We start from the raw sequence: 20115 nt of genomic DNA on the forward strand, positions 1-20115 counted from the left end.
AAGAGAAATGAATATTAAACATTTTAGTTTGAGGATTATAGTAATTTTTAATGTTATAAGTATATTTTTATTAACTCTTTTTATAATAAATAGTTTTTTAGCTAGTAATCAGATGTTCCAGCCTATAGATATTAGGCTTTTTAATTTTATTTTTGGATTATTTATAATATTATTAAATATACTCGGTATTTTTATTATGAGAGAGCTGTTTAAACGCATAAAACAAGATTACATATATAGACTTAAGCAAATAGAACTTATAAATATGAGAGAAATGAATGATTTAGTACGTGAACAGCGCCATGATTTATTAAATCATATGCAGATAATATATGGTCTTTTAAAATTAAAAAAATATGATAGATTGGAAGAATACCTTTTAGAATTTAGTAAAGAAACAGAAAAACTAAAGCCTCTTGTCAATACTGGAGTGCCAGAAGTCGATATTTTACTTCAATTTAAAATAAATAAAGCGTTGAGGTTAAACATAGATGTTGATTTAACGATTAAATGCAAGATTGATAATATAAAAATAAATCCGTTTGATTTGAATAAAATATTATCTAATCTTTTAGACAATGCAATAGATGCTACGTTAGAACTTCAAGAAGATAAAAGATTTATAGGTATAAATATATTTCAGACTCCAATGGATTATGTTTTTACTATTGAAAATTCTTCTAAACTATTAGAAAAACGTACACTTAACAGGATTTTTGAGAAGAATTTTTCAACAAAGGGGACTTCAAGAGGAATGGGACTCTATATAGTTAAGAAAATAATAGAGAAGAATAACGGTGAAATAACAGTAGATAGTGTTAATGATAAAGTTGTTTTCACAGTCATATTCCCTAAAAATTAAATGGAGGCTTAAAAATGATTAATTTAGAAAAGATATCTGCAAGCCTAACTAATAACATATGTAGATATTCAAATTTTGATCAAAAACAAAAAGCCCAAATTTATTATGGTCTACAGCTGATTTTAGGGATTTTAATTGAATTTTTTATAGTTTTTATTATTTCTTTAATATTGAATATTACAGATTTTGTAATTACAATGATGTTTTCTTCTCTTGTATTAAGAATATTCACTGGGGGAGCTCATTGCACATCTTATGACCGATGTCTTATTTTTACAGTAGTTGTTTATATATTTTTTTCAATGTTAGTTAAAATATCTTTTTTGCCTTATATAAGTTTAATTGTTTTAACAATTTCAATAGTCGTTTTAGGAATCATAATAATTAGCAATATAAAAATGCAGTTTAAAAATATTGGGATTATCATATTACTAATTTGGGGAATTATGATGTTAAGTATCTTACTATTGAAAAATGATAATTCGTACTTTTTAAAAGTTTTATTATCTAGCTGTATAGGTATAAGTATTCAACTATTCAATCTAACGTCATTTGGAAATATCTTTATAAACAAATGCGATTCTTTTTTAAAAAGATTTATATAATGCATTTTCGGACAATGAAATGACATTTTCAGACAATACATATTGAAAATGGGATTTTATTTTTATAAAATTAGCGTGAAAAGTTAGAAAATTATTCCAACTTTTCACGCTTTTTTCTTACTTTTAAAGGGATTGAAGAATATAATGAGGAGGTGAAATGATGAGTAAAAAATTTTTTAGAAACCTTTTAACAACAACTGCTGCAATGTTAATTATAATTTCTAACATAGGAGTAAAACCTACTTGCATTGGCTGGTTCTATAAGCCAGAAACTCCAGAGATTTTAAAAAGCAAATAGTTGTATTTAAACGGTTTCAAAGTTTTGTAATGAACTAAAAAATTTATGTAAGGAGGCGGTTTTAAATAATGAAAAAATTTTTAGTGTATATTTTGGTATTGGGATTATTTTTGGGAACATCTTTAAATGTTTATTCATCTGATAACTTTGAATATCGAATTAGAGAGGATAAAAGTATCAAGGGTTTTCAGATAAGATATTTAAAAGAATTTAAAAAATCTCAGTCCGACATGAGAGACTTTGCATTAAAAAAATATGAACCAGCTTTAAAATATATTGAAAAGTATTTTAATGAAAATGATATTGATATACCTGTAGACATTGATAATGAAGATTTTCAGAAAATGATTTATCTATTTGCATTTCCTAATAAGATTAGTAATGTACCAACAGAAAATTTGATATCTTTTGTGAAATTTATGGACATTTATGAAAATTACGAACAAAATAGAAAAATTGAAAATATAACAAGAAAATTTAAAATAGCTAGTAAAGAGGTAGAAGCAATAAATGGAGTAAGTAAAGATGATATATTACTATTAAATTCGTTAATGCCATCTATAGCAACTCCAACAAAAAATAATGAAGAAGAATCTTTAACTCTAAATAATATTGTTACTGTGGAAAGTAGCAATGGGTATAATCCTAATGCTGCAAGAGATTATGCTTATACATGGGCATATAAGACAAATAATTCTGAATATGGTTACTATGCAAATTATTATGGTGTAGAAAATCCATCTGATGATATGACTGAAGAGGAAAGACCTTGGAATGATTGCACTAATTTTGTATCTCAGTGTTTAGAAGCTGGTGGAATGAATTATATAAAAGAAACTATATGGACGCCTTATAATGACGAGGAAAATTGGTACTATAGCGATAATAAACCTTCCTATACATGGGGTGGAGCACATAATTTTTATCTGCATTGGAGAGTAAGAGCTGGGATTGCACCTTTTTCATCAGATTTAACTGTTGGAGATGTTGTTAATGCAGATTTCGGTGGAGATGGTCATATAGATCATACAGCTATTATTACAAAAGACACTGGTTCAGCTTCTTCAAATTTATATTTAACCCAACATACTACAGATAGAAAAGAAAAATATGATGATGGAAGAAATTATACATTAAAGGCTTGGTATGATAATGGATATACTGTTTATGGATATGAGATGGATAAAGCATCTAATTAGAGTTTTGATTATCTTGATTATATTTTTACTATGTAGTTATATTCTTTTTACTAAATTTAATAATTTAAAGTTTTATGAAACTAATTCTATTATTAGATTGATTATTTCTAAAGATGATATTATTAAAATTAATGATACAGAATACATATTATATATACCAAGCCAATTTAAATCTCAATATAACAGGTATCTTAAAAATAAGATAGACAAAATAATTGGAGAAGATTATAGTTTTGAACAGCATGAAGCTAATTCCTATTTTTATAAAAATGCTAATGAAAAAGTCATAGTATCTACAAAACAACTTGTAAATAATAATTTTGTAAAATTAAATATTACTAAAGCAAAGCTTTGAATTATTGACAATGGGCAGTAATTGCAATGCGTTCAAATTTGTATTTTATTAAATATTACAACTATTACTTTTGCTGCAAATCAAAATAGAGCAGTTTTTTATTACAAGGATGGTAATGGTAGAAATTACAAAGTTGAAGCTGAAGAAGTGGTAGTTTTTGAAAGTCCAGATGGCACTGATAGAACAATATTAATTATTGAACAAAAAAATAATAACATGGTAATTACTCAGTATACAAATAATGAATTTATTAATAAAGTAGAAAGAAAAAACGGTTCTAATAAAATTATAGTGACTTATAAGAATGGGAAAAAGGAGCAGTTAGATGTAAATCAGTTTATAAAAAAATACAGACATGATAAAGGTAGTAAGATTTTTAAAAAATCTAGTTCTGATATTTCAAATCAGAAGATTGAATAAACTAATATTAAGAATGTTTATAGTATAACTGGTTCATCTTATAATTATTTTGATGAAAGATATATTGAAAAGTATTTAACAACTATTAGAGCTTACGAAAAAGTTGAGACTTACTATGGTGATTATGTAAAATATGATATTGGTTCAGGTGTAACAATAAGTGTCATAGTAAGTATATTTTTTGATATAGCTAGTCTGTTTAGTGGTGGATTAACTAAAGCTGTCGAAATACTTATTAAAATATTAGGAGCAGCTATAGTAGGGGGGGTGTTAGATAAAACTATAAACGGAAGAATTCATGCTAAAATTGAAGACTATACATATAAAGTATATAGATTAGATACATATCAGTCTGAATATTTTACTGGTAAAGCTGTTTATGTTGCAGGATATAGTAAAGTTGAAGGGGAATAAGGAAAGTATATTGATGAATTATATGACACTCAAGGATGGAATGGTTATGATTTGAGAAATACACCCGGTAATTTAGATTATTTCTATGAAACTGCAGGAGAAGTATTGTTTGGATATTAGGAAACATACAATATAGTTTGTTTATAGAACAAATTAGTCAGTTAAATAATAAGTGCATATAAACTTTATAAACAAGCATAATAATATAAGACTAAATGAGGGATATAAATGGATGATACCATTATGGATATTATTTTACACCCATTAACTTCTTTATTGTTAGGGATTGTAATAATAGTAATGGGAGTACTTACGAAAAATGGTGTAATAGATATAGAAAAAAATTATCCTTTAAGGAATATAATTGATATGGATGGTTACTTAAAAGTTTTATTTTTTCATGCCTATACAATAGGGTGTCTATATATTATTCTTAGTTTTACAGCATATTATATTAAAAATGATGCTGTAAATGCTTTTATTGTAGTTATTATCATTGTAGATTATATAGTTTATCGTATTAGATTAAGAAAATATTATACGTAATGAGTTAAACATGACAATAAAAGGCTGATTTTATTATATCTTGATTATCATATATGGTAATGGAATGAATAAAGATAAGTTATGTTTTTTGGTATGGTGTGTATTTTCAGACAATAAAATGACATTTTCGGGAAATATCATTGAAAATGGAAAAATGTTTTTATAAAATTAGCGTGAAAAGCTAGAAAATTATTCCAACTTTTCACGCTGTTTTTCTTATTCTTTAAAGCATTAAAGAATATAATGAGGAAGTGAGATGATGAGTAAAAAAATTTTTAGAAACCTTTTAACAACTACGATGAAAAGGAAAGGAGACATTTCAATGAAAAAATTTAATATAGTTTTGAGTTTTGTTTTGATATTAATATTATTTTTAGAAACTGTTAATGTATATGCGTATTCAGATTTGGATATTAAAACATAAAAGCTTATGAAAGATAATTTTGAGATATTAAAAGCAAAGAATGGATTGAAGAGTTTAGATGATTGGCTATAAGAATGAATTATTATAAGCTTCGGAGGTGATAGTAATATCTTTAAGAATATTAAAAATACTAAGATGATGTTAAGGTTAATACAGAAGCTGATTTAATCATTGTAGAATATTTGAAAAAAAGGATATAGAGTAGATTTATCAGGTAATAAAATTTAGAGAACAAATAAATAAATGAGTCAAGAAGCTGTCCCTTGACTCATTTTATTTATCAACATTATCAAAAATTTAACGATTAAAAATTTAATGTAATTATTGTTAATCTGATGAATTTATCTTTATAATTTTAAACTTACCATCCATTTATTCAACTTGATAAAAGATAACAAAAGTTTTATTATAATCTATAGGAAATTATAAATAAAAATATTTCAAGAAATAATAATAAAGTGGAGTGGTTAAATGAAGGATAATAAATCAAAAATCCTGCAAAATTTAGCCTTGGTTTCACAAATAGGTTTGTCTATGGCACTGCCTATTTTAGGAGGCGTATACATAGGAAGTTTTTTAGATGATAAACTAAATACTGGGTATATTTTTTTAGGAGTTTTTTCAGTATTAGGAATAATTACATCTTTCATAAGTTTATTTAAGATAACGACTAAAGGGAAGTGATTATTTGAGCCTTAATGACAATACACAATCTAAAATAATAAAGAGGGTAATTATATTAACACTACTTATAATAGGAATATTCTTTTTAATATTTCCTAAACCTAAGCCATGTATTTATGGAATCATTTTTGGGGCAACAATAAATGTACTTAATTTTAGATTAATGAGCTTGACCTTAGAAAAAGCCGTAAAGATGTCTAACAATAAAATAATGCCGTATGTTATGGGGAACTATATGGTAAGATACTTGATTTATGGCATAGTGTTAACAATTTCAGCAATAGCTGATTATATAAATTTTTATTCTACAGTATTAGGAATATTTATGGTCAAAATTATTATCATATTCGACACATTTTATGATATTATAAAAGGGAGAAGGACATCAAAGATGCGAAATTAATTTTCATGAAAGGAGGTCGGAATAGTGAAAATAGAAATAGCTTTAACACTTTTTGGAAAAGAAATTTTTATACCTGAAACTATAGTTAACACTTGGATTATAGTAATTTTATTAACTATTTTTGCAATATATGTGAACAGAAAGATAAAAAATGCAAAAATAGATGAAAAACCTTCAGGTTTACTTAATGTAATAGAATTATTAGTTGAAGGAGTTCAGTCTTTAGTTGAAAGTACAATGGGTTCTGATAAACTAAAGTTTGCTCCTTACATAGGAACTCTTGCTTTATACTTATTAGTAGCTAATCTATTTGGATTATTAGGATTTAAACCTCCTACATCAGACTACAATGTAACTTTTAGCTTGGCTATAATCACTTTTGTTTTAACACAATATTATGGCTTAAAATCTAAAGGTCTAGGAGGATATATAAAAGGATTTTTCGAGCCTATGCCATTATTATTCCCATTAAACGTAATAGGAGAAATAGCAAACCCTATATCATTATCATTCCGTCTTTTTGGTAATATTTTAAGTGGTGTAATAATTATGGGGCTTATATATGGGGCATTAGGCTATGCATCAGTAGTTATAACACCTGTATTCCATGCATACTTTGACGTTTTTGCAGGTGTAATACAAACATTTATATTTGTAATGCTTACTATGGTATTTATTTCAATGGCAATGGAGTAAAGTTAATTCCGGACTTAGTGTCCGTCAAATATAATCACAGTATGTAAACCTTGAAAGGAGGGGAACTACATGCCAACAATAGATCCAAAAGCATTTATACTTGGATGTTCAGCTATAGGTGCTGGTTTAGCTATGATAGCTGGTATTGGTCCTGGAATAGGACAGGGTTATGCTGCAGGTAAAGCTGCAGAAGCTGTTGGAAGGCAACCAGAAGCTCAAGGTGATATCATAAGAACAATGATCCTTGGTCAGGCAGTTGCAGAAACAACAGGTATATATGGTCTTGTTATTGCTATAATATTATTATTCGTAAGACCATTACTTGGAGCCCTTTAATATACCTACATAAGAGGTGGGTATTTTCGCCCATCTCTTGTTTCTGTATTAAACTGGAAGTTAATGGGAGAGCCATTTTATATATAGGTACTAGGTGCTGGGTACTGGGTACTAGGTATTGTATATTCGTTTTTCGCTATTCGCTTTTCGAATATCGAACAGCGAACGACGAATGACAAATGACTAACAACAGCGAAAGGAGGCTTTATAAATGTCAATGACTGTAAGAGTTATTCCAGAGCTTAGTTCTTTGATAATGCAGATAACAGCAACAATTATTCTGTTCTTAATACTAAGACATTTCTTATTCAAGCCAGTTACTGAATTTTTAAATGCTAGAAAAGAAAAAATAGCAAGTGATTTAGAAACTGCAAACAAAAACAAGGAAGAAGCTCAAAATTTAAAAAGAGAATATGAAATGAAGATTGAAGCATCTAAAAAAGAAGCTCAAGAAATTATAGAGGCTGCTAGACGTAGAGGTGAAGAAGTAAGAGAAGAAATAATAATGGAAGCAAAGAAAGAAGCAGAAGCTATAATTGAAAAAGCTAGAAAAGAGATAGAAAGAGAAAGAGAAAAAGCAGTAGAAGAGCTAAAAGAAGAAGTTGTTACAATAGCTATGTTAGCTGCTTCAAAAGTTATAGATAAAAACTTAGATATTAATGCTCATAAAGAGATTATAAATAAGTTTATAAATGAGGTAGGGGAAGCTAAATGGCAAAATTAATAGGAAAAACTTATGCCCAGGCTCTATTTGAAGTAGCTGAAGAGATGGATAAAATACAGCAATTTAAAGAAGAGCTAAATTCAATATATGAAATATTTGATAAAGAAAAAGAATTTAAAATAATATTCGAACATCCTAAGTTATCTAAAAATGAAAAGAAGGATATTATAAATTCAGTATTTAAGGGTAGGGTAGCTCAGCAAGTTTTAAATCTAATATATATTGTAATAGATAAAGGAAGAGAAAAATATTTAATGGACATAATAGAGGAATACATAGAACTATCAAACGAAAAACAAGGCATAATCGAGGCACAAGCTATAACAGCAGTTCCTTTGGATGAAGAAGAGAAATTAAAGCTTCAAAATAAATTATCTGAAAAGTTAGGTAAGAATGTTGTTCTTGAAAATATCGTTGATGAAGGCATTATAGGTGGAGTACTCGTTAAAATTCAAGATAAAATAATAGACGCAAGTATAAAAGGACAATTAGATAGAATTCAAAAGAATCTTAAAGATATAAGAGTAACTAGGATAGGGGTGAGTAGCTAATGAATCTAAGACCTGAAGAAATCAGTTCAATCATTAAAGAGCAGATTAAAAGATATGAAAATAAATTAGATGTAGTAGATGTAGGTACAGTTATACAGGTTGGTGACGGTATTGCCAGAATACATGGTTTAGAAAAATGTATGGCTGGTGAGCTTTTAGAGTTCCCAGGTGGAGTTTATGGTATGGCTCTAAACCTAGAAGAAGATAATGTTGGTTGCGTTTTATTAGGTTCAGACGAAAATATAAAAGAAGGAGACATAGTTAAGAGAACAGAAAGAATAGTTGAGGTTCCAGTTGGTGAAGCTCTTATAGGTAGGGTAGTAAATGCTTTAGGTCAACCAATAGATGGAAAAGGTCCAATTAAAACTGAAAAGTACAGACCAATCGAATCAAAAGCACCAGGAGTAATTGAGAGAAAATCCGTTTCAGTCCCTTTACAAACTGGTATAAAAGCTATTGACTCAATGATACCAATCGGTAGAGGACAGAGGGAGTTAATCATAGGAGATAGACAGACTGGTAAGACTGCGATTGCAATAGATACTATATTAAACCAAAAAGGTCAAGATGTTATTTGTATATACGTTGCAATAGGACAGAAGAAATCAACTGTAGCTAAAATAGTTGAAATTTTAGAATCAAGAGGAGCTATGGAGTATTCAATAGTAGTATCAGCTTCAGCTAGTGAAATGGCACCTCTTCAATATATAGCTCCATATGCTGGTTGTGCTATGGCAGAAGAGTTTATGTATCAAGGAAAAGACGTACTTATAATATATGACGATTTGTCAAAGCACGCTGTTGCATATCGTGCAATGTCTCTACTACTTCGTAGACCACCAGGACGTGAAGCATATCCTGGAGACGTATTCTACTTACATTCAAGACTTTTAGAACGTGCAGCTAGATTAGATGAAGCATATGGTGGAGGTTCTATAACAGCACTTCCAATAATCGAAACACTAGCAGGAGATATTTCTGCTTATATACCAACAAACGTAATATCAATAACAGACGGTCAGATATTCCTTGAGTCAGAGCTATTCTTTGCAGGTCAAAGACCAGCAGTAAATGCGGGACTTTCAGTATCTCGTGTTGGTGGTGCTGCACAGATAAAGGCTATGAAGAAGGTAGCAGGTACATTAAAGCTTGAATTAGCACAATATAGAGAGCTAGCAGCATTTGCACAGTTCGGTTCAGAGCTTGATAAAGAAACTCAGGCAAGACTTGCTCAAGGTCAAAGAATAATGGAAATATTAAAGCAGCCACAATATGCTCCAGTTAAAGTTGAGCATCAAGTTATGATTATATATGCGGTTACTAAGAAATACTTAACAGATATTCCGCTAGACAAAATAAAAGATTTTGAAAAAGAGTTCTTAAACTTCATGGATAATAACTATCCAGAAGTAGGTAAGAGCATAGTAGAAACAGGTGAATTATCAAAAGAAATGGAAGAGAAACTAAAGAGTGCTATAGAAGAATTTAAAAAGAATTTTAAAGAGGAGCACAATATTTAGGTATTAGATACTGGTTATTCGCTGTTCACTTCTCGCTTTTTAAGTAGCGAATTACGAATGTCGAATGGCGAACAGCGAATGACGAAGGACGAATGGGACGGGAGGTGAAAACATGGCCCAAGCAGGAATGCGAGATATAAAAAGAAGAATTAGAAGTGTAAGTAATACAAAGCAGATTACAAAGGCCATGGAGCTTGTATCCTCGGCAAAGCTAAGGAGAACCAGAGAAAAATTAGAAAAAACAAGACCTTACTATAACACTATAGTAAGGAGTATAAATGATATATTAGCTTCAACTTCAGGAATAAAGCATCCCTTCTTAGAAAAAAGAGAAGTTAAAAAGGCAGCTTATATAGTTATAACAGCAGATAGAGGTTTATGTGGCGGATATAATAATAACGTAATTAAGCTGACTGAAGAGAATATAAAAAATAAAGAAAATGCTGTAATAATTGCAGTAGGACAAAAAGGTAGAGACTTTTTTAGAAGAAGGGGATATAATCTAGCAGGAGAGTTTGTGCATATTTCAGAAAACCCTCAATATTCTCATGCTAGAGAAATTGGAGACATAGTTATAGATTTATATAAAAAGAAAGAAATAGACGAAGTAAATGTAGTCTATACACGATTTGAAAGTACTATTTCACAAGTAACTAAAATAATGAAACTTCTTCCAGCAGAAAACGTAGTAGAAAAGGAAGGCAGAAAAAAGACAACTTTAGTAGAATATGAACCGTCTCCTGAAGAAGTATTAGATTATTTAATACCAAAATATATACACAGTGTAATATACGGAGCAATGATAGAAGCATCAGCAAGTGAGCAGGCAGCAAGAAGAAATGCAATGGAATCGGCTACAGATAATGCTCAGGAAATGATAGAAGACTTAAAGTTAAGCTATAACAGAGCACGTCAGGCATCAATAACTCAAGAAATAGCAGAAATTGTTGGTGGAGCAGAAGCGCTTAAGTAGTTGTTCGCTTTCCGCTTCTCGCTTTTCGCTTTTCGAATAACGAATGGCGAATAGCGAACGACGAAAAAGGTAAGATAAAAGAAAGGATGTGAAAAAATGGCTGAAAAAAACACAGGTAAATTAGTACAGATAATTGGTCCTGTTGTAGATATAAGATTTAGTGAAGATAACCTTCCAAAACTATTAAACGCTATAATTATTGAAGGTAATGGAAAAAAAGTAGTAGCAGAAGTTGCACAGCATATAGGAAACGATACAGTAAGATGTATTGCAATGTCTTCAACAGACGGACTTGTTAGAGGAATGGAAGCCGTAGATACAGGTAAGCCTATTTCAGTACCAGTAGGAAGAGCTACATTAGGAAGAATATTTAACGTATTAGGTGAACCAATAGATGAACAGGGAGAAGTTAACGCAACTGAATATGAACCTATCCACAGAGAAGCTCCATCTTTTGAAGAGCAAGAAACAGCAACAGAAATATTTGAAACAGGAATAAAGGTTATAGACCTTATAGCACCATATGCAAAGGGTGGTAAGATAGGTCTATTCGGAGGAGCAGGAGTTGGAAAAACAGTTCTTATCCAGGAATTAATTAACAATATAGCAACAGAGCACGGTGGATTATCAGTATTTGCAGGTGTTGGAGAGAGAACAAGAGAAGGTAATGACCTTTACTATGAAATGAAAGAGTCAGGCGTTTTAGATAAAACAACTCTAGTATTCGGACAGATGAATGAACCACCAGGAGCGAGAATGCGTGTTGGATTAACAGGGTTAACTATGGCGGAACATTTCAGAGATAAAGAAGGTCAAGACGTATTGTTATTTATAGATAATATATTCAGATTTACACAAGCAGGTTCAGAGGTTTCAGCGTTACTTGGACGTATGCCTAGTGCCGTTGGATATCAGCCTACATTAGCAACAGAGATGGGACAATTACAAGAAAGAATTACATCAACTAAAAAAGGTTCTATAACATCAGTACAGGCAGTATACGTTCCAGCAGACGACTTAACAGACCCTGCACCAGCAACAACATTTGCGCACTTAGATGCTACTACAGTTCTTTCTCGTCAAATAGCAGAGCTTGGTATTTATCCTGCAGTTGATCCATTGGATTCAACATCTAGGATACTAGATCCTGCTATTATAGGAGAAGAACACTATAGGGTAGCACGTGGGGTACAAGAGGTACTTCAAAGATATAAAGAATTACAAGACATAATAGCCATCCTTGGTATGGATGAACTTTCAGAAGAAGATAAATTAATAGTTGCTCGTGCAAGAAAAATTCAAAGATTCTTATCACAGCCTTTCCACGTTGCAGAGCAGTTTACAGGTCTGCCAGGCAAGTATGTACCTATAAAAGAAACTGTAAGAGGCTTCAAAGAAATACTAGAAGGTAAGCATGACGACCTTCCAGAGCAAGCTTTCTACATGGTAGGTACAATAGACGAAGCAGTTGAAAAGGCTAAGAGCATGAGATAAGGCTTTAAAAGCGAGGTGGAGAAAATGTCACAATTCACCCTAGAAATAGTGACTCCAGATAGAAAGTTTTTCGAAGATGAAGTAGAAATGGTAATCGTAAGAGGGGTAGAGGGAGATATAGGTATACTTAAAAATCATACTCCTTTGGTTACACCCTTATCAATTGGCAGGATAAGAATAAAGAAAAACGGAGAATTTAAAGAAGCAGCCATAGCAGGAGGATATATAGAAGTATCAAAGAATAAGACAACAGTTATAACAGATGCTGCTGAGTGGCCAGAAGAAATAGATGTAAAAAGAGCAGAAGAAGCTAAAAAAAGAGCAGAACAAAGACTTAAAAGTAGTAAAAGTGAAGTAGATATTGTTAGAGCTCATATAGCATTGAGAAAAGCATTAAATAGATTAGAAGTAGCTAAGAAAAAATAAGACTAGGCGAATGCCTGGTCTTATTTTTTGTTCAATAAAAAATATGAGAAAAGTGTATAAATTCTATCTCTCCTGTCAAAACTTTTAATAGAGGAAAGGGCGATAAGGTAAAAATGTTTTCGTCCCCCTTTACATTTTTACCTGATTCGTTCTTTCCTCAGTCTTTTGAAGGAGGGAAGAAGAATGAATAGATTAAAAACGGCCTTATCAATAGGATTTATAATTATTCTATCTGTATTAAATTATGTATCGGCTGATAATTTTAATACTTCAATTAAAGAAAACACTTTAATAAAAGCATTTAATGAAACAGATGCTGAATTATTAGAGATAGATATGAATTTTACTGCAAAAATTAATGATACATATTTAGATTTAGATAATCTTAAAAAATTAAGCGAAAAAATCATAAACAAACTAAATATAGATGGTCTAAAAGTGGACAAGAACCTTTTTCAGGAAATGTACAACAATGATAACATAGCCAACTACTACTGTGAAGATATATCACAATCAAATGATCTCATACAATTAACGATATGGGGGAAGGATAAATATAAAAGGACTATTACAGCAATAATTTCTTCTTATAAAGATCCGTATGATGGCAACAGTGAGACAGATTTAGTTATTGATGTAGTGCAAGAATATACAAAAGGTTTAAAAAAGACTATAGACGAAATTAGTAATGTTTACAGTAGCTTCAATGCAAGACCAGAAATTACCACTTGCATTATTGGGACATTTAATGGAAAATTAAAGGAAGATGAGAAAATAAAAAAAGTATCTAAAGCACTATATAGCATAAATGGCAGAAAAGTTGAAGGATTTTTTAATGATTCTCTTATCAGTATTTCTGCTTACTCACCTGCAATAGATGAATTTATCTATACAGGAAGCAATAAAATGAATATCAACATAGCGTTAAGATATAATGAATACGAAGATAAAACCTATATTTGGATAGGAACACCAATAATTACAATTGGGTACTAGATACTAGGTACTAGGTACTTGGTACTAGATTAAAAATGTAAAATTGAAAATTTAAAATGTAGAATTAGTTTATGGTTGATAGTCGATAATCAATAGTTGATAGACTAAAAAACTATTAACTATCAACTATTGACTACTAAAAATTAATTCTACGCTACAGATGACTAACGAATAGCTAATGACGAATAACGAACGACGAATAATACTAACGACTGTTGACTAAAAACTAATAACTTTTAAAACTTAACATTCAACATTTAGAATTTAAAATTCTATAGTATGGGAGGAAACAAATTGGCAAAAATCATTGTAGAAAAAAGTCCACCGTTAAAGGGGACGGTTAGAATAAGTGGAGCAAAAAATTCAGCCTTACCTATAATAGCAGCTTCATTATTATCAACAGGGAAATGCATACTAGAAGATGTACCAGACTTAAAAGATGTAGACGTAATATGTGAGGTTCTATCTTCTTTAGGAGCGGATGTAAAAAGAGTTTCTAGAGAAAAACTGCAAATAAATGCATCAATAATAGATAATTTTGAAGCTCCATACGAGTTAATGAAAAAAATGAGAGCATCTTTTTTAGTTATGGGGCCTCTATTGGCAAGAATGGGTAAAGCTAGAGTTTCAATGCCAGGAGGATGTGCAATAGGAACAAGACCGATAGATTTACATCTTAAAGGATTTAAAGCATTAGGAGCTAAAATTGAAGTAGGGCATGGATATGTAGAAGCTAGTGCCGATAAACTTAAAGGAGAAAAGATATATCTTGATTTCCCTAGTGTAGGAGCAACGGAAAATATTATGATGGCAGCATCACTTGCAGAAGGAGAAACAATAATAGAAAATGCAGCACAAGAACCTGAAATAGTAGATTTAGCAAATTTCCTAAATAAAATTGGAGGAGATGTAAAAGGAGCGGGTACTAGCACAATAAAGATAAAAGGAGTAAAAACTTTAAATGGCGGCAGACATCAGATAATACCTGACAGAATTGAAGCTGGAACTTTTATGGTAGGAGCAGCTATAACTGGAGGAGATATAATCATAGAAAATATAATGGTAGACCATATAAAATCAATTATTGCTAAACTGAAAGAAGCAGGAGTAGAAATAATTGAAGATGGTGATAGAATTAGAGTAATAGGTAAAAAGCCTATAAAGGCTATTGATATAAAAACAATGCCGTACCCAGGGTTTCCAACAGATATGCAGGCACAATTTATGGCATTAATGAGTGTGGCTAATGGTACAAGTGTAATTATTGAAACTGTATTTGAAAATAGGTTTATGCATGTTGACGAGTTAAAGCGAATGGGTGCAAATATTAAGATAGAAGGAAGAAGTGCAATTATACAAGGTACTAATAAGTTGATGGGAGCTCCTGTAAAAGCTACAGATTTAAGAGCAGGAGCGGCATTAATACTTTCTGGACTTATAGCAGAAGGAAAAACAGAGATAAGTAATATATTCCATATAGATAGAGGATATTCAAATATAGAACAGAAATTATCAAATCTAGGAGCGAAGATATATAGGGAGTAGAGGTTCGTTATTCGCTGTTGGCTTTTCGTTTTTCGAACAGCAAAAGACGAATAACGAACGACGAATAAAACTAATGACTATTGACTGACGACTATTAATTATAACAATCGACATGAAGACATAAAGATTTCCAATTTCCCGGGAAATCTTTTTTTTTATGACAAATTAGGTACTAGGTACTGGATGAAGGTTATTCGTGGTTCGCTGTTCGCTTTTCGATAGATTATAGTTAATAATTTTTGTCCATTGTAAATTGTAAATTGCTCATTGTTAATTATATTAGATGTTAATTGATTGCCTACTATACTCAGTTCCATGCCTTCTGACACCTATAAATTGTAAACTATTAACCAATTTTCTATTTTCAATTTTTAATTTTACATTTTTGTCCCCTGTCCTCTGTCTCCTGGCAACTGCTCCCTGCTGAATGCATATCTCTCCAACATAAATCATAATTATATTTAAGAACAAATTATATAAACTAAGGGGGACATTATGAGGGAACTAGGTTTATACTTACTTTTTTTATTATTTATAATAATCATAATTCCGGCATTATTATTAATAGGTGGTATTTCAGGTACAAAATATAGAGGTAAAGATATAGAAGATTTAAATAAAAATAATATTATAAAAGTTTATAATGTCAATACAAAAAAAGTTGAAGAATTTGAATTAGATGAATATATAAAAGGAGTAGTTGCAGCTGAAATGCCAGCAGCTTTTGAAATGGAGGCTTTAAAAGCTCAGGCAGTAGCTGCTAGAACATATGCAATATATCATTTAGAAAAATTTAAAGATGGGCATCCAGATCATCCCGAAGCACCATTATGTACAGGAATACATTGTCAAGCTTGGCTTTCTAAAGATGAGCTTATCAAACTGCATTCAGAAAATTGGATGAAAGAATATTGGCCCAAGATAGAAGAAGCAGTAGATAGTACAAAAGGATTAATTATTACATATAACGGTAAGCCAATCGAACCCCTTTTTCATTCAACAAGTGGGGGCATGACAGAAGACTCAGAAGCAGTATTTGCTTCAAAAATTCCATATCTTAGAAGTGTTCCTAGCCCTTATGAAGATGGAGCACCAAAATTGAGAGATGTAGTTAAAATGACAGTTGATGAATTTATTTCAAAATTAAAAAGTAAGTATCCAAACGCAAATCTAACCAAAAATAACTTACAGCAAAAAATTAAACTTATAGAAAGAAGTCAGAGTGGCAGGGTTATGAAACTTATGATAGACGGTGAAATTGTTTCGGGTAGAGAAATAAGAAGTTTATTTAATCTTAACTCCACTAACTTCAAAATAACATTAAAAAGAAATGGATATATCGAAATAGAAACTTTAGGTTATGGCCATGGTGTTGGAATGAGTCAATGGGGAGCTAATGGAATGGCAAAAAAAGGAAGCAACTTCGAAGAGATTTTAAAACATTATTATACAGGAGTAGAAATAAAGAAGGTATATTAATAAAAGTTTTTGTTAAAGTAAATTAAAGTGACTTTGGTCGCTTTCAGACTGTAGACAAAATAAAACTATAATGATTGAAAAAATATAAGCGAATAATTACAAAGCTTTAGCAAAGAAAACTTGATGAAGAATTTCAGAAAAATCCGTAGGCTTAGCATGGACGCTAAGCCAGCATCTTACAAGACAGGACGTCTTGATTAGGTGCGTTAGGATTTTTCGAAATTATGAATCTTAGTTTTCTCTAAAGATTTGTTTATGAGTGTTATTTTTTCAATCTATTAAGAAATATAATTTTATCAAAAAGCTCAAAGCGACTTTAGTCGCTTTTTTGTTTTGTCTGATAGCCAATGACGAATAGCAAACGACGAATTGCGAATAGCTTTTTAAAATTTTATCCCAAAAATCAAAAAACATGTATTAAATACTAATAAATGGTGATAATACTAGGTGTGGAGGTGGTCTATTTGGAAGATAAAAACAATTATCAGGAAAATAGATGGTTAAGTTTTAGGAATAATATTTCAAAATTTTTAGATAAAGATGGTTTTTATTTTATTTTATTCTTATGCATTTGTATAGTAGCGACAACTGCCGTTTGGGTTTCTAATAACAACTTAAATAAATATAAAACAATAGAAAATAATGATGACTTGCTTTTAGCCGAAGAGCCAGATTCAGATGTAGAATTTTCATTAATTGATGAAGAGGAAGATATCAATATTCCAGATATAGAAGTAGTAGAAGTAACAAATGATAAAGAGCCTAAGGAAACAAAAGATAAAGAGACCAAGTCTACAGAAAAACAAAAGACAAAGGCTGTAAGTTCTTCGAAAGTAACAGTTAAAAAGAAGGCTAAAAGTAAAGTAAAGTCAATGATAATGCCTGTTATTGGGACAATATCAATGGATTATGCAGAAGATAAGCTAGTTTATTCAAAAACTCTAGAGCAGTGGACTACACATAATGGCATTGATATTAAAGCAAGAGAAGGAAGTGTAGTAAAAGCAGTATTAGATGGAACTGTTACTCAAATAAAAAATGATCACGCCCTAGGCATAGTTATAACTATAGATCATGGAAATGGGCTAGTCACTAAATACGGTAACTTATCAACAGACGAAATGGTAACTATAGGGCAAAAAGTAAAGCAGGGAGACCCAATCAGCGGAGTTGGTAAAGGAGCAGGATTTGAGCTTGCTCAAGGACCTCATCTTCATTTTGAGGTTATAAAGAATGGGAAGAATGTTGACCCTAAGCTGTATTTACCTAAGTTTACAAAATAAGGGACATATTAGTTCTATAATGTGCCCTAGCTGCATATTAATGTAAAAAAGACTCTAAACAAGTAGGCAAAGGGGGTTGGATATTTGAAAGACTACATAGAAGAAAGAGCTATAGAAATTGCAAAGTACATAATAAAGGAACAAGCAACTGTAAGACAAACAGCAAGCGTATTTGGTGTTAGTAAAAGCACTGTTCATAAAGACGTTACAGAACGTCTTCCCAAGATAAACCCTCTTATAGCAGGAAAAGTAAAAAAAGTACTAGATAAGAATAAAGCTGAAAGGCATATTAGGGGCGGAAAAGCAACAAAAATGAAATATCAAGCCCTTAGTAGGCAATGAACAAGAACAAAATCTTCGATTCAAACAAACTAAGGAAGATTTTGCCTATATCCATAAACGGAAATTATATTCAAAATTATCCACAATTTAATAAGGAATATAATTTCCTATGGATTATAAGAAAATTTATATACAGAGGGAGAATATTATCCTTCCATTTGGAAGGATAATATTTTTTTTCTGAAAAATGAAAAAGTTAAAGGAATTTCATACATTTTGTAGAAGTAAATAAAGGGAAATTATGAGCATATTTTTGAATTAATTTAATATTTATATTAATAAGGTACAAGCTATTAAAATTTATATACATACTCTTCAAAATTTACATATCGGAACTCTTAGGACCTAAAAGGCTTTCCCGCATATTTTACATAACTAGTCCATAAAGCTTACGGGTCCGCTCCAAATTACAAGATAATAAAAGAAAGTGAGGTTAGGTTGAATGTTGGGATTCAGGACAGACATTGGTATTGACTTGGGCACCGCTAATGTATTGGTGTATATAAAAGGAAAGGGAATAGTATTAAAAGAGCCGTCAGTGGTAGCTATCGACAAAAATACAAATAAAGTATTAGCAGTAGGTGAAGAAGCAAGAAGAATGCTTGGTAGGACGCCTGGCAATATTGTTGCAATTAGACCTTTAAGAGACGGTGTAATATCAGATTTTGAAATCACACAAAAAATGCTAAAACATTTTATCAATAAAGCTATAGGTAAAATGCTTTTTAAACCTAGGATAATAGTATGCGTTCCAAGTGGAGTAACAGAGGTTGAGAAAAAGGCAGTAATAGATGCAAGCAATCAAGCTGGTGCTAGAAAGACTTATCTTATAGAAGAACCTATTGCAGCAGCTATTGGAGCGGAACTAGACATATCTAAACCAACAGGAAATATGGTAATAGACATTGGCGGTGGAACAACAGATATAGCAGTTATATCTCTAGGTGGTATAGTTGTTAGCAAATCAATTAAAGTAGCTGGTGACAAGTTTGATGAAGCTATAATAAAATACATAAGGAAGAAGCATAATATGATGATCGGTGAACGTACTGCAGAAGATTTAAAGATAAGAATCGGTACTGCTTTTCCTAGAGAAAAGGAAGTATATATGGATGTAAGAGGTAGAAATTTAGTTTCTGGTTTACCAAGAACTATAAGAATATCTTCAACAGAAATGTTAGAAGCTTTAGAGGAGCCAGTAACTGCTATTGCAGATGCTGTACATTCAGTTTTAGAGAGAACTCCACCAGAATTATCATCAGATTTGAGTAACAAAGGTATTATAATGACAGGCGGCGGCTCTTTATTATATGGACTAGACAAGCGTATTAGTAAGAGGACAGGAATACCAGTGAAGGTAGCTGAGGATGCTGTATCCTGTGTAGCTATTGGAACAGGTAAAGCCTTAGAGTCCATTGATATATTAGAGAACGGATTGATTACAGAAGAAGATACAAGGAAGTATTATTAGTGGTTGGGTACTAGGTACTTGGTACTGGGTATTAGATATTCGCTGTTCGCTTATCGTTTTTCGACAATC

Annotated in this window: 26 protein-coding genes; 25 read left to right on the forward strand and 1 reads right to left on the reverse strand. The window is 31.0% G+C overall.

Annotation, left to right across the window (positions count from 1 at the left end; all coding sequences use genetic code 11):
• The first annotated feature begins 7 nt into the window (after positions 1-7).
• The 21 genes from BFN48_RS09025 (at position 8) to murA (ending at position 15471) form a co-directional block, all read left to right on the forward strand.
• Positions 8-862 carry a sensor histidine kinase gene (locus BFN48_RS09025; protein WP_069650567.1) on the forward strand — a complete coding sequence of 285 codons (855 nt, stop codon included), beginning with the start codon at positions 8-10 and terminating at the stop codon, positions 860-862.
• A gap of 14 nt (positions 863-876) precedes the next feature.
• Positions 877-1467: an accessory gene regulator B family protein gene (locus BFN48_RS09030; protein ID WP_069650568.1), complete on the forward strand. Its 591-nt coding sequence runs from the start codon at positions 877-879 to the stop codon at positions 1465-1467.
• A gap of 160 nt (positions 1468-1627) precedes the next feature.
• Positions 1628-1765, forward strand: coding sequence for a cyclic lactone autoinducer peptide (locus BFN48_RS12175; RefSeq protein WP_242863252.1), 138 nt, complete (start codon positions 1628-1630; stop codon positions 1763-1765).
• Between the two features lie 68 nt (positions 1766-1833).
• Positions 1834-2964, forward strand: coding sequence for an amidase domain-containing protein (locus tag BFN48_RS09035; protein WP_069650569.1), 1131 nt, complete (start codon positions 1834-1836; stop codon positions 2962-2964).
• The gene (locus BFN48_RS09040) at positions 2918-3319 is read left to right on the forward strand and encodes a hypothetical protein (RefSeq protein ID WP_176718852.1); all 402 of its coding nucleotides are present in this window, start codon (positions 2918-2920) and stop codon (positions 3317-3319) included. Before BFN48_RS09035 ends, BFN48_RS09040 begins: the two co-directional genes overlap by 47 nt.
• 21 nt (positions 3320-3340) lie before the next feature.
• Complete coding sequence (locus BFN48_RS09045; protein WP_069650571.1) at positions 3341-3739, forward strand: hypothetical protein; 399 nt, start codon at positions 3341-3343, stop codon at positions 3737-3739.
• A gap of 267 nt (positions 3740-4006) precedes the next feature.
• Positions 4007-4153, forward strand: a complete 147-nt coding sequence (locus tag BFN48_RS12465; RefSeq protein WP_176718853.1) for a hypothetical protein — start codon at positions 4007-4009, stop codon at positions 4151-4153.
• 228 nt (positions 4154-4381) lie between these two features.
• On the forward strand, positions 4382-4699 hold the full coding sequence (locus BFN48_RS09050; RefSeq protein WP_069650572.1) for a hypothetical protein: 318 nt from the start codon (positions 4382-4384) through the stop codon (positions 4697-4699).
• Positions 4700-4958: 259 nt separating this feature from the next.
• Complete coding sequence (locus BFN48_RS12470; RefSeq protein ID WP_176718854.1) at positions 4959-5123, forward strand: hypothetical protein; 165 nt, start codon at positions 4959-4961, stop codon at positions 5121-5123.
• Positions 5124-5594: 471 nt separating this feature from the next.
• Positions 5595-5807: an AtpZ/AtpI family protein gene (locus tag BFN48_RS09055; RefSeq protein ID WP_069650573.1), complete on the forward strand. Its 213-nt coding sequence runs from the start codon at positions 5595-5597 to the stop codon at positions 5805-5807.
• A gap of 4 nt (positions 5808-5811) precedes the next feature.
• Complete coding sequence (locus tag BFN48_RS09060; RefSeq protein ID WP_069650574.1) at positions 5812-6210, forward strand: ATP synthase subunit I; 399 nt, start codon at positions 5812-5814, stop codon at positions 6208-6210.
• Between the two features lie 24 nt (positions 6211-6234).
• Positions 6235-6906 (forward strand): F0F1 ATP synthase subunit A, encoded by a 672-nt coding sequence (gene atpB, locus BFN48_RS09065; protein ID WP_278287328.1) that lies wholly within the window; start codon positions 6235-6237, stop codon positions 6904-6906.
• A gap of 69 nt (positions 6907-6975) precedes the next feature.
• Positions 6976-7242 carry an ATP synthase F0 subunit C gene (gene atpE, locus BFN48_RS09070; RefSeq protein ID WP_054870765.1) on the forward strand — a complete coding sequence of 89 codons (267 nt, stop codon included), beginning with the start codon at positions 6976-6978 and terminating at the stop codon, positions 7240-7242.
• Between the two features lie 211 nt (positions 7243-7453).
• The gene (locus BFN48_RS09075; protein WP_083238881.1) at positions 7454-7966 is read left to right on the forward strand and encodes a F0F1 ATP synthase subunit B; all 513 of its coding nucleotides are present in this window, start codon (positions 7454-7456) and stop codon (positions 7964-7966) included.
• Positions 7954-8517: a F0F1 ATP synthase subunit delta gene (locus BFN48_RS09080; RefSeq protein ID WP_069650575.1), complete on the forward strand. Its 564-nt coding sequence runs from the start codon at positions 7954-7956 to the stop codon at positions 8515-8517. The genes BFN48_RS09075 and BFN48_RS09080 overlap by 13 nt, the downstream gene beginning before the upstream one ends.
• Positions 8517-10037, forward strand: a complete 1521-nt coding sequence (gene atpA / locus BFN48_RS09085) for a F0F1 ATP synthase subunit alpha (RefSeq protein ID WP_069650576.1) — start codon at positions 8517-8519, stop codon at positions 10035-10037. Before BFN48_RS09080 ends, atpA begins: the two co-directional genes overlap by 1 nt.
• Positions 10038-10149: 112 nt before the next feature.
• Entirely contained in the window at positions 10150-11010 is an 861-nt protein-coding gene (atpG, locus tag BFN48_RS09090; protein WP_069650577.1) for an ATP synthase F1 subunit gamma, read from the forward strand.
• A 96-nt stretch (positions 11011-11106) separates the two neighbouring features.
• Positions 11107-12504, forward strand: a complete 1398-nt coding sequence (atpD, locus tag BFN48_RS09095; RefSeq protein ID WP_069650578.1) for a F0F1 ATP synthase subunit beta — start codon at positions 11107-11109, stop codon at positions 12502-12504.
• Positions 12505-12528: 24 nt separating this feature from the next.
• Positions 12529-12930: a F0F1 ATP synthase subunit epsilon gene (locus tag BFN48_RS09100; RefSeq protein WP_069650579.1), complete on the forward strand. Its 402-nt coding sequence runs from the start codon at positions 12529-12531 to the stop codon at positions 12928-12930.
• A gap of 183 nt (positions 12931-13113) precedes the next feature.
• Positions 13114-13926 (forward strand): YwmB family TATA-box binding protein, encoded by an 813-nt coding sequence (locus tag BFN48_RS09105; RefSeq protein WP_069650580.1) that lies wholly within the window; start codon positions 13114-13116, stop codon positions 13924-13926.
• Between the two features lie 294 nt (positions 13927-14220).
• Complete coding sequence (gene murA / locus BFN48_RS09110) at positions 14221-15471, forward strand: UDP-N-acetylglucosamine 1-carboxyvinyltransferase (protein ID WP_207644723.1); 1251 nt, start codon at positions 14221-14223, stop codon at positions 15469-15471.
• A gap of 279 nt (positions 15472-15750) precedes the next feature.
• Here murA and BFN48_RS12475 read toward each other — a convergent pair whose 3' ends face one another.
• The gene (locus BFN48_RS12475) at positions 15751-15942 is read right to left on the reverse strand and encodes a hypothetical protein (protein ID WP_176718855.1); all 192 of its coding nucleotides are present in this window, start codon (positions 15940-15942) and stop codon (positions 15751-15753) included.
• A gap of 24 nt (positions 15943-15966) precedes the next feature.
• On the opposite strand from BFN48_RS12475, the gene spoIID reads away from it, so the two are divergent.
• The 4 genes from spoIID to mreB all read left to right on the forward strand — a co-directional run bounded on the left by spoIID (position 15967) and on the right by mreB (position 20046).
• Entirely contained in the window at positions 15967-16950 is a 984-nt protein-coding gene (gene spoIID / locus BFN48_RS09115; protein ID WP_069650582.1) for a stage II sporulation protein D, read from the forward strand.
• A 464-nt stretch (positions 16951-17414) separates the two neighbouring features.
• Positions 17415-18233, forward strand: coding sequence for a M23 family metallopeptidase (locus BFN48_RS09120; protein WP_242863253.1), 819 nt, complete (start codon positions 17415-17417; stop codon positions 18231-18233).
• Positions 18234-18317: 84 nt separating this feature from the next.
• Positions 18318-18575 carry a sporulation transcriptional regulator SpoIIID gene (gene spoIIID / locus BFN48_RS09125; protein WP_054870754.1) on the forward strand — a complete coding sequence of 86 codons (258 nt, stop codon included), beginning with the start codon at positions 18318-18320 and terminating at the stop codon, positions 18573-18575.
• 442 nt (positions 18576-19017) lie between these two features.
• On the forward strand, positions 19018-20046 hold the full coding sequence (gene mreB / locus BFN48_RS09130; protein ID WP_069650584.1) for a rod shape-determining protein: 1029 nt from the start codon (positions 19018-19020) through the stop codon (positions 20044-20046).
• Positions 20047-20115 lie beyond the last annotated feature (69 nt).

Source organism: Caloranaerobacter ferrireducens, from assembly GCF_001730685.1.
Taxonomy (GTDB): domain Bacteria; phylum Bacillota; class Clostridia; order Tissierellales; family Thermohalobacteraceae; genus Caloranaerobacter; species Caloranaerobacter ferrireducens.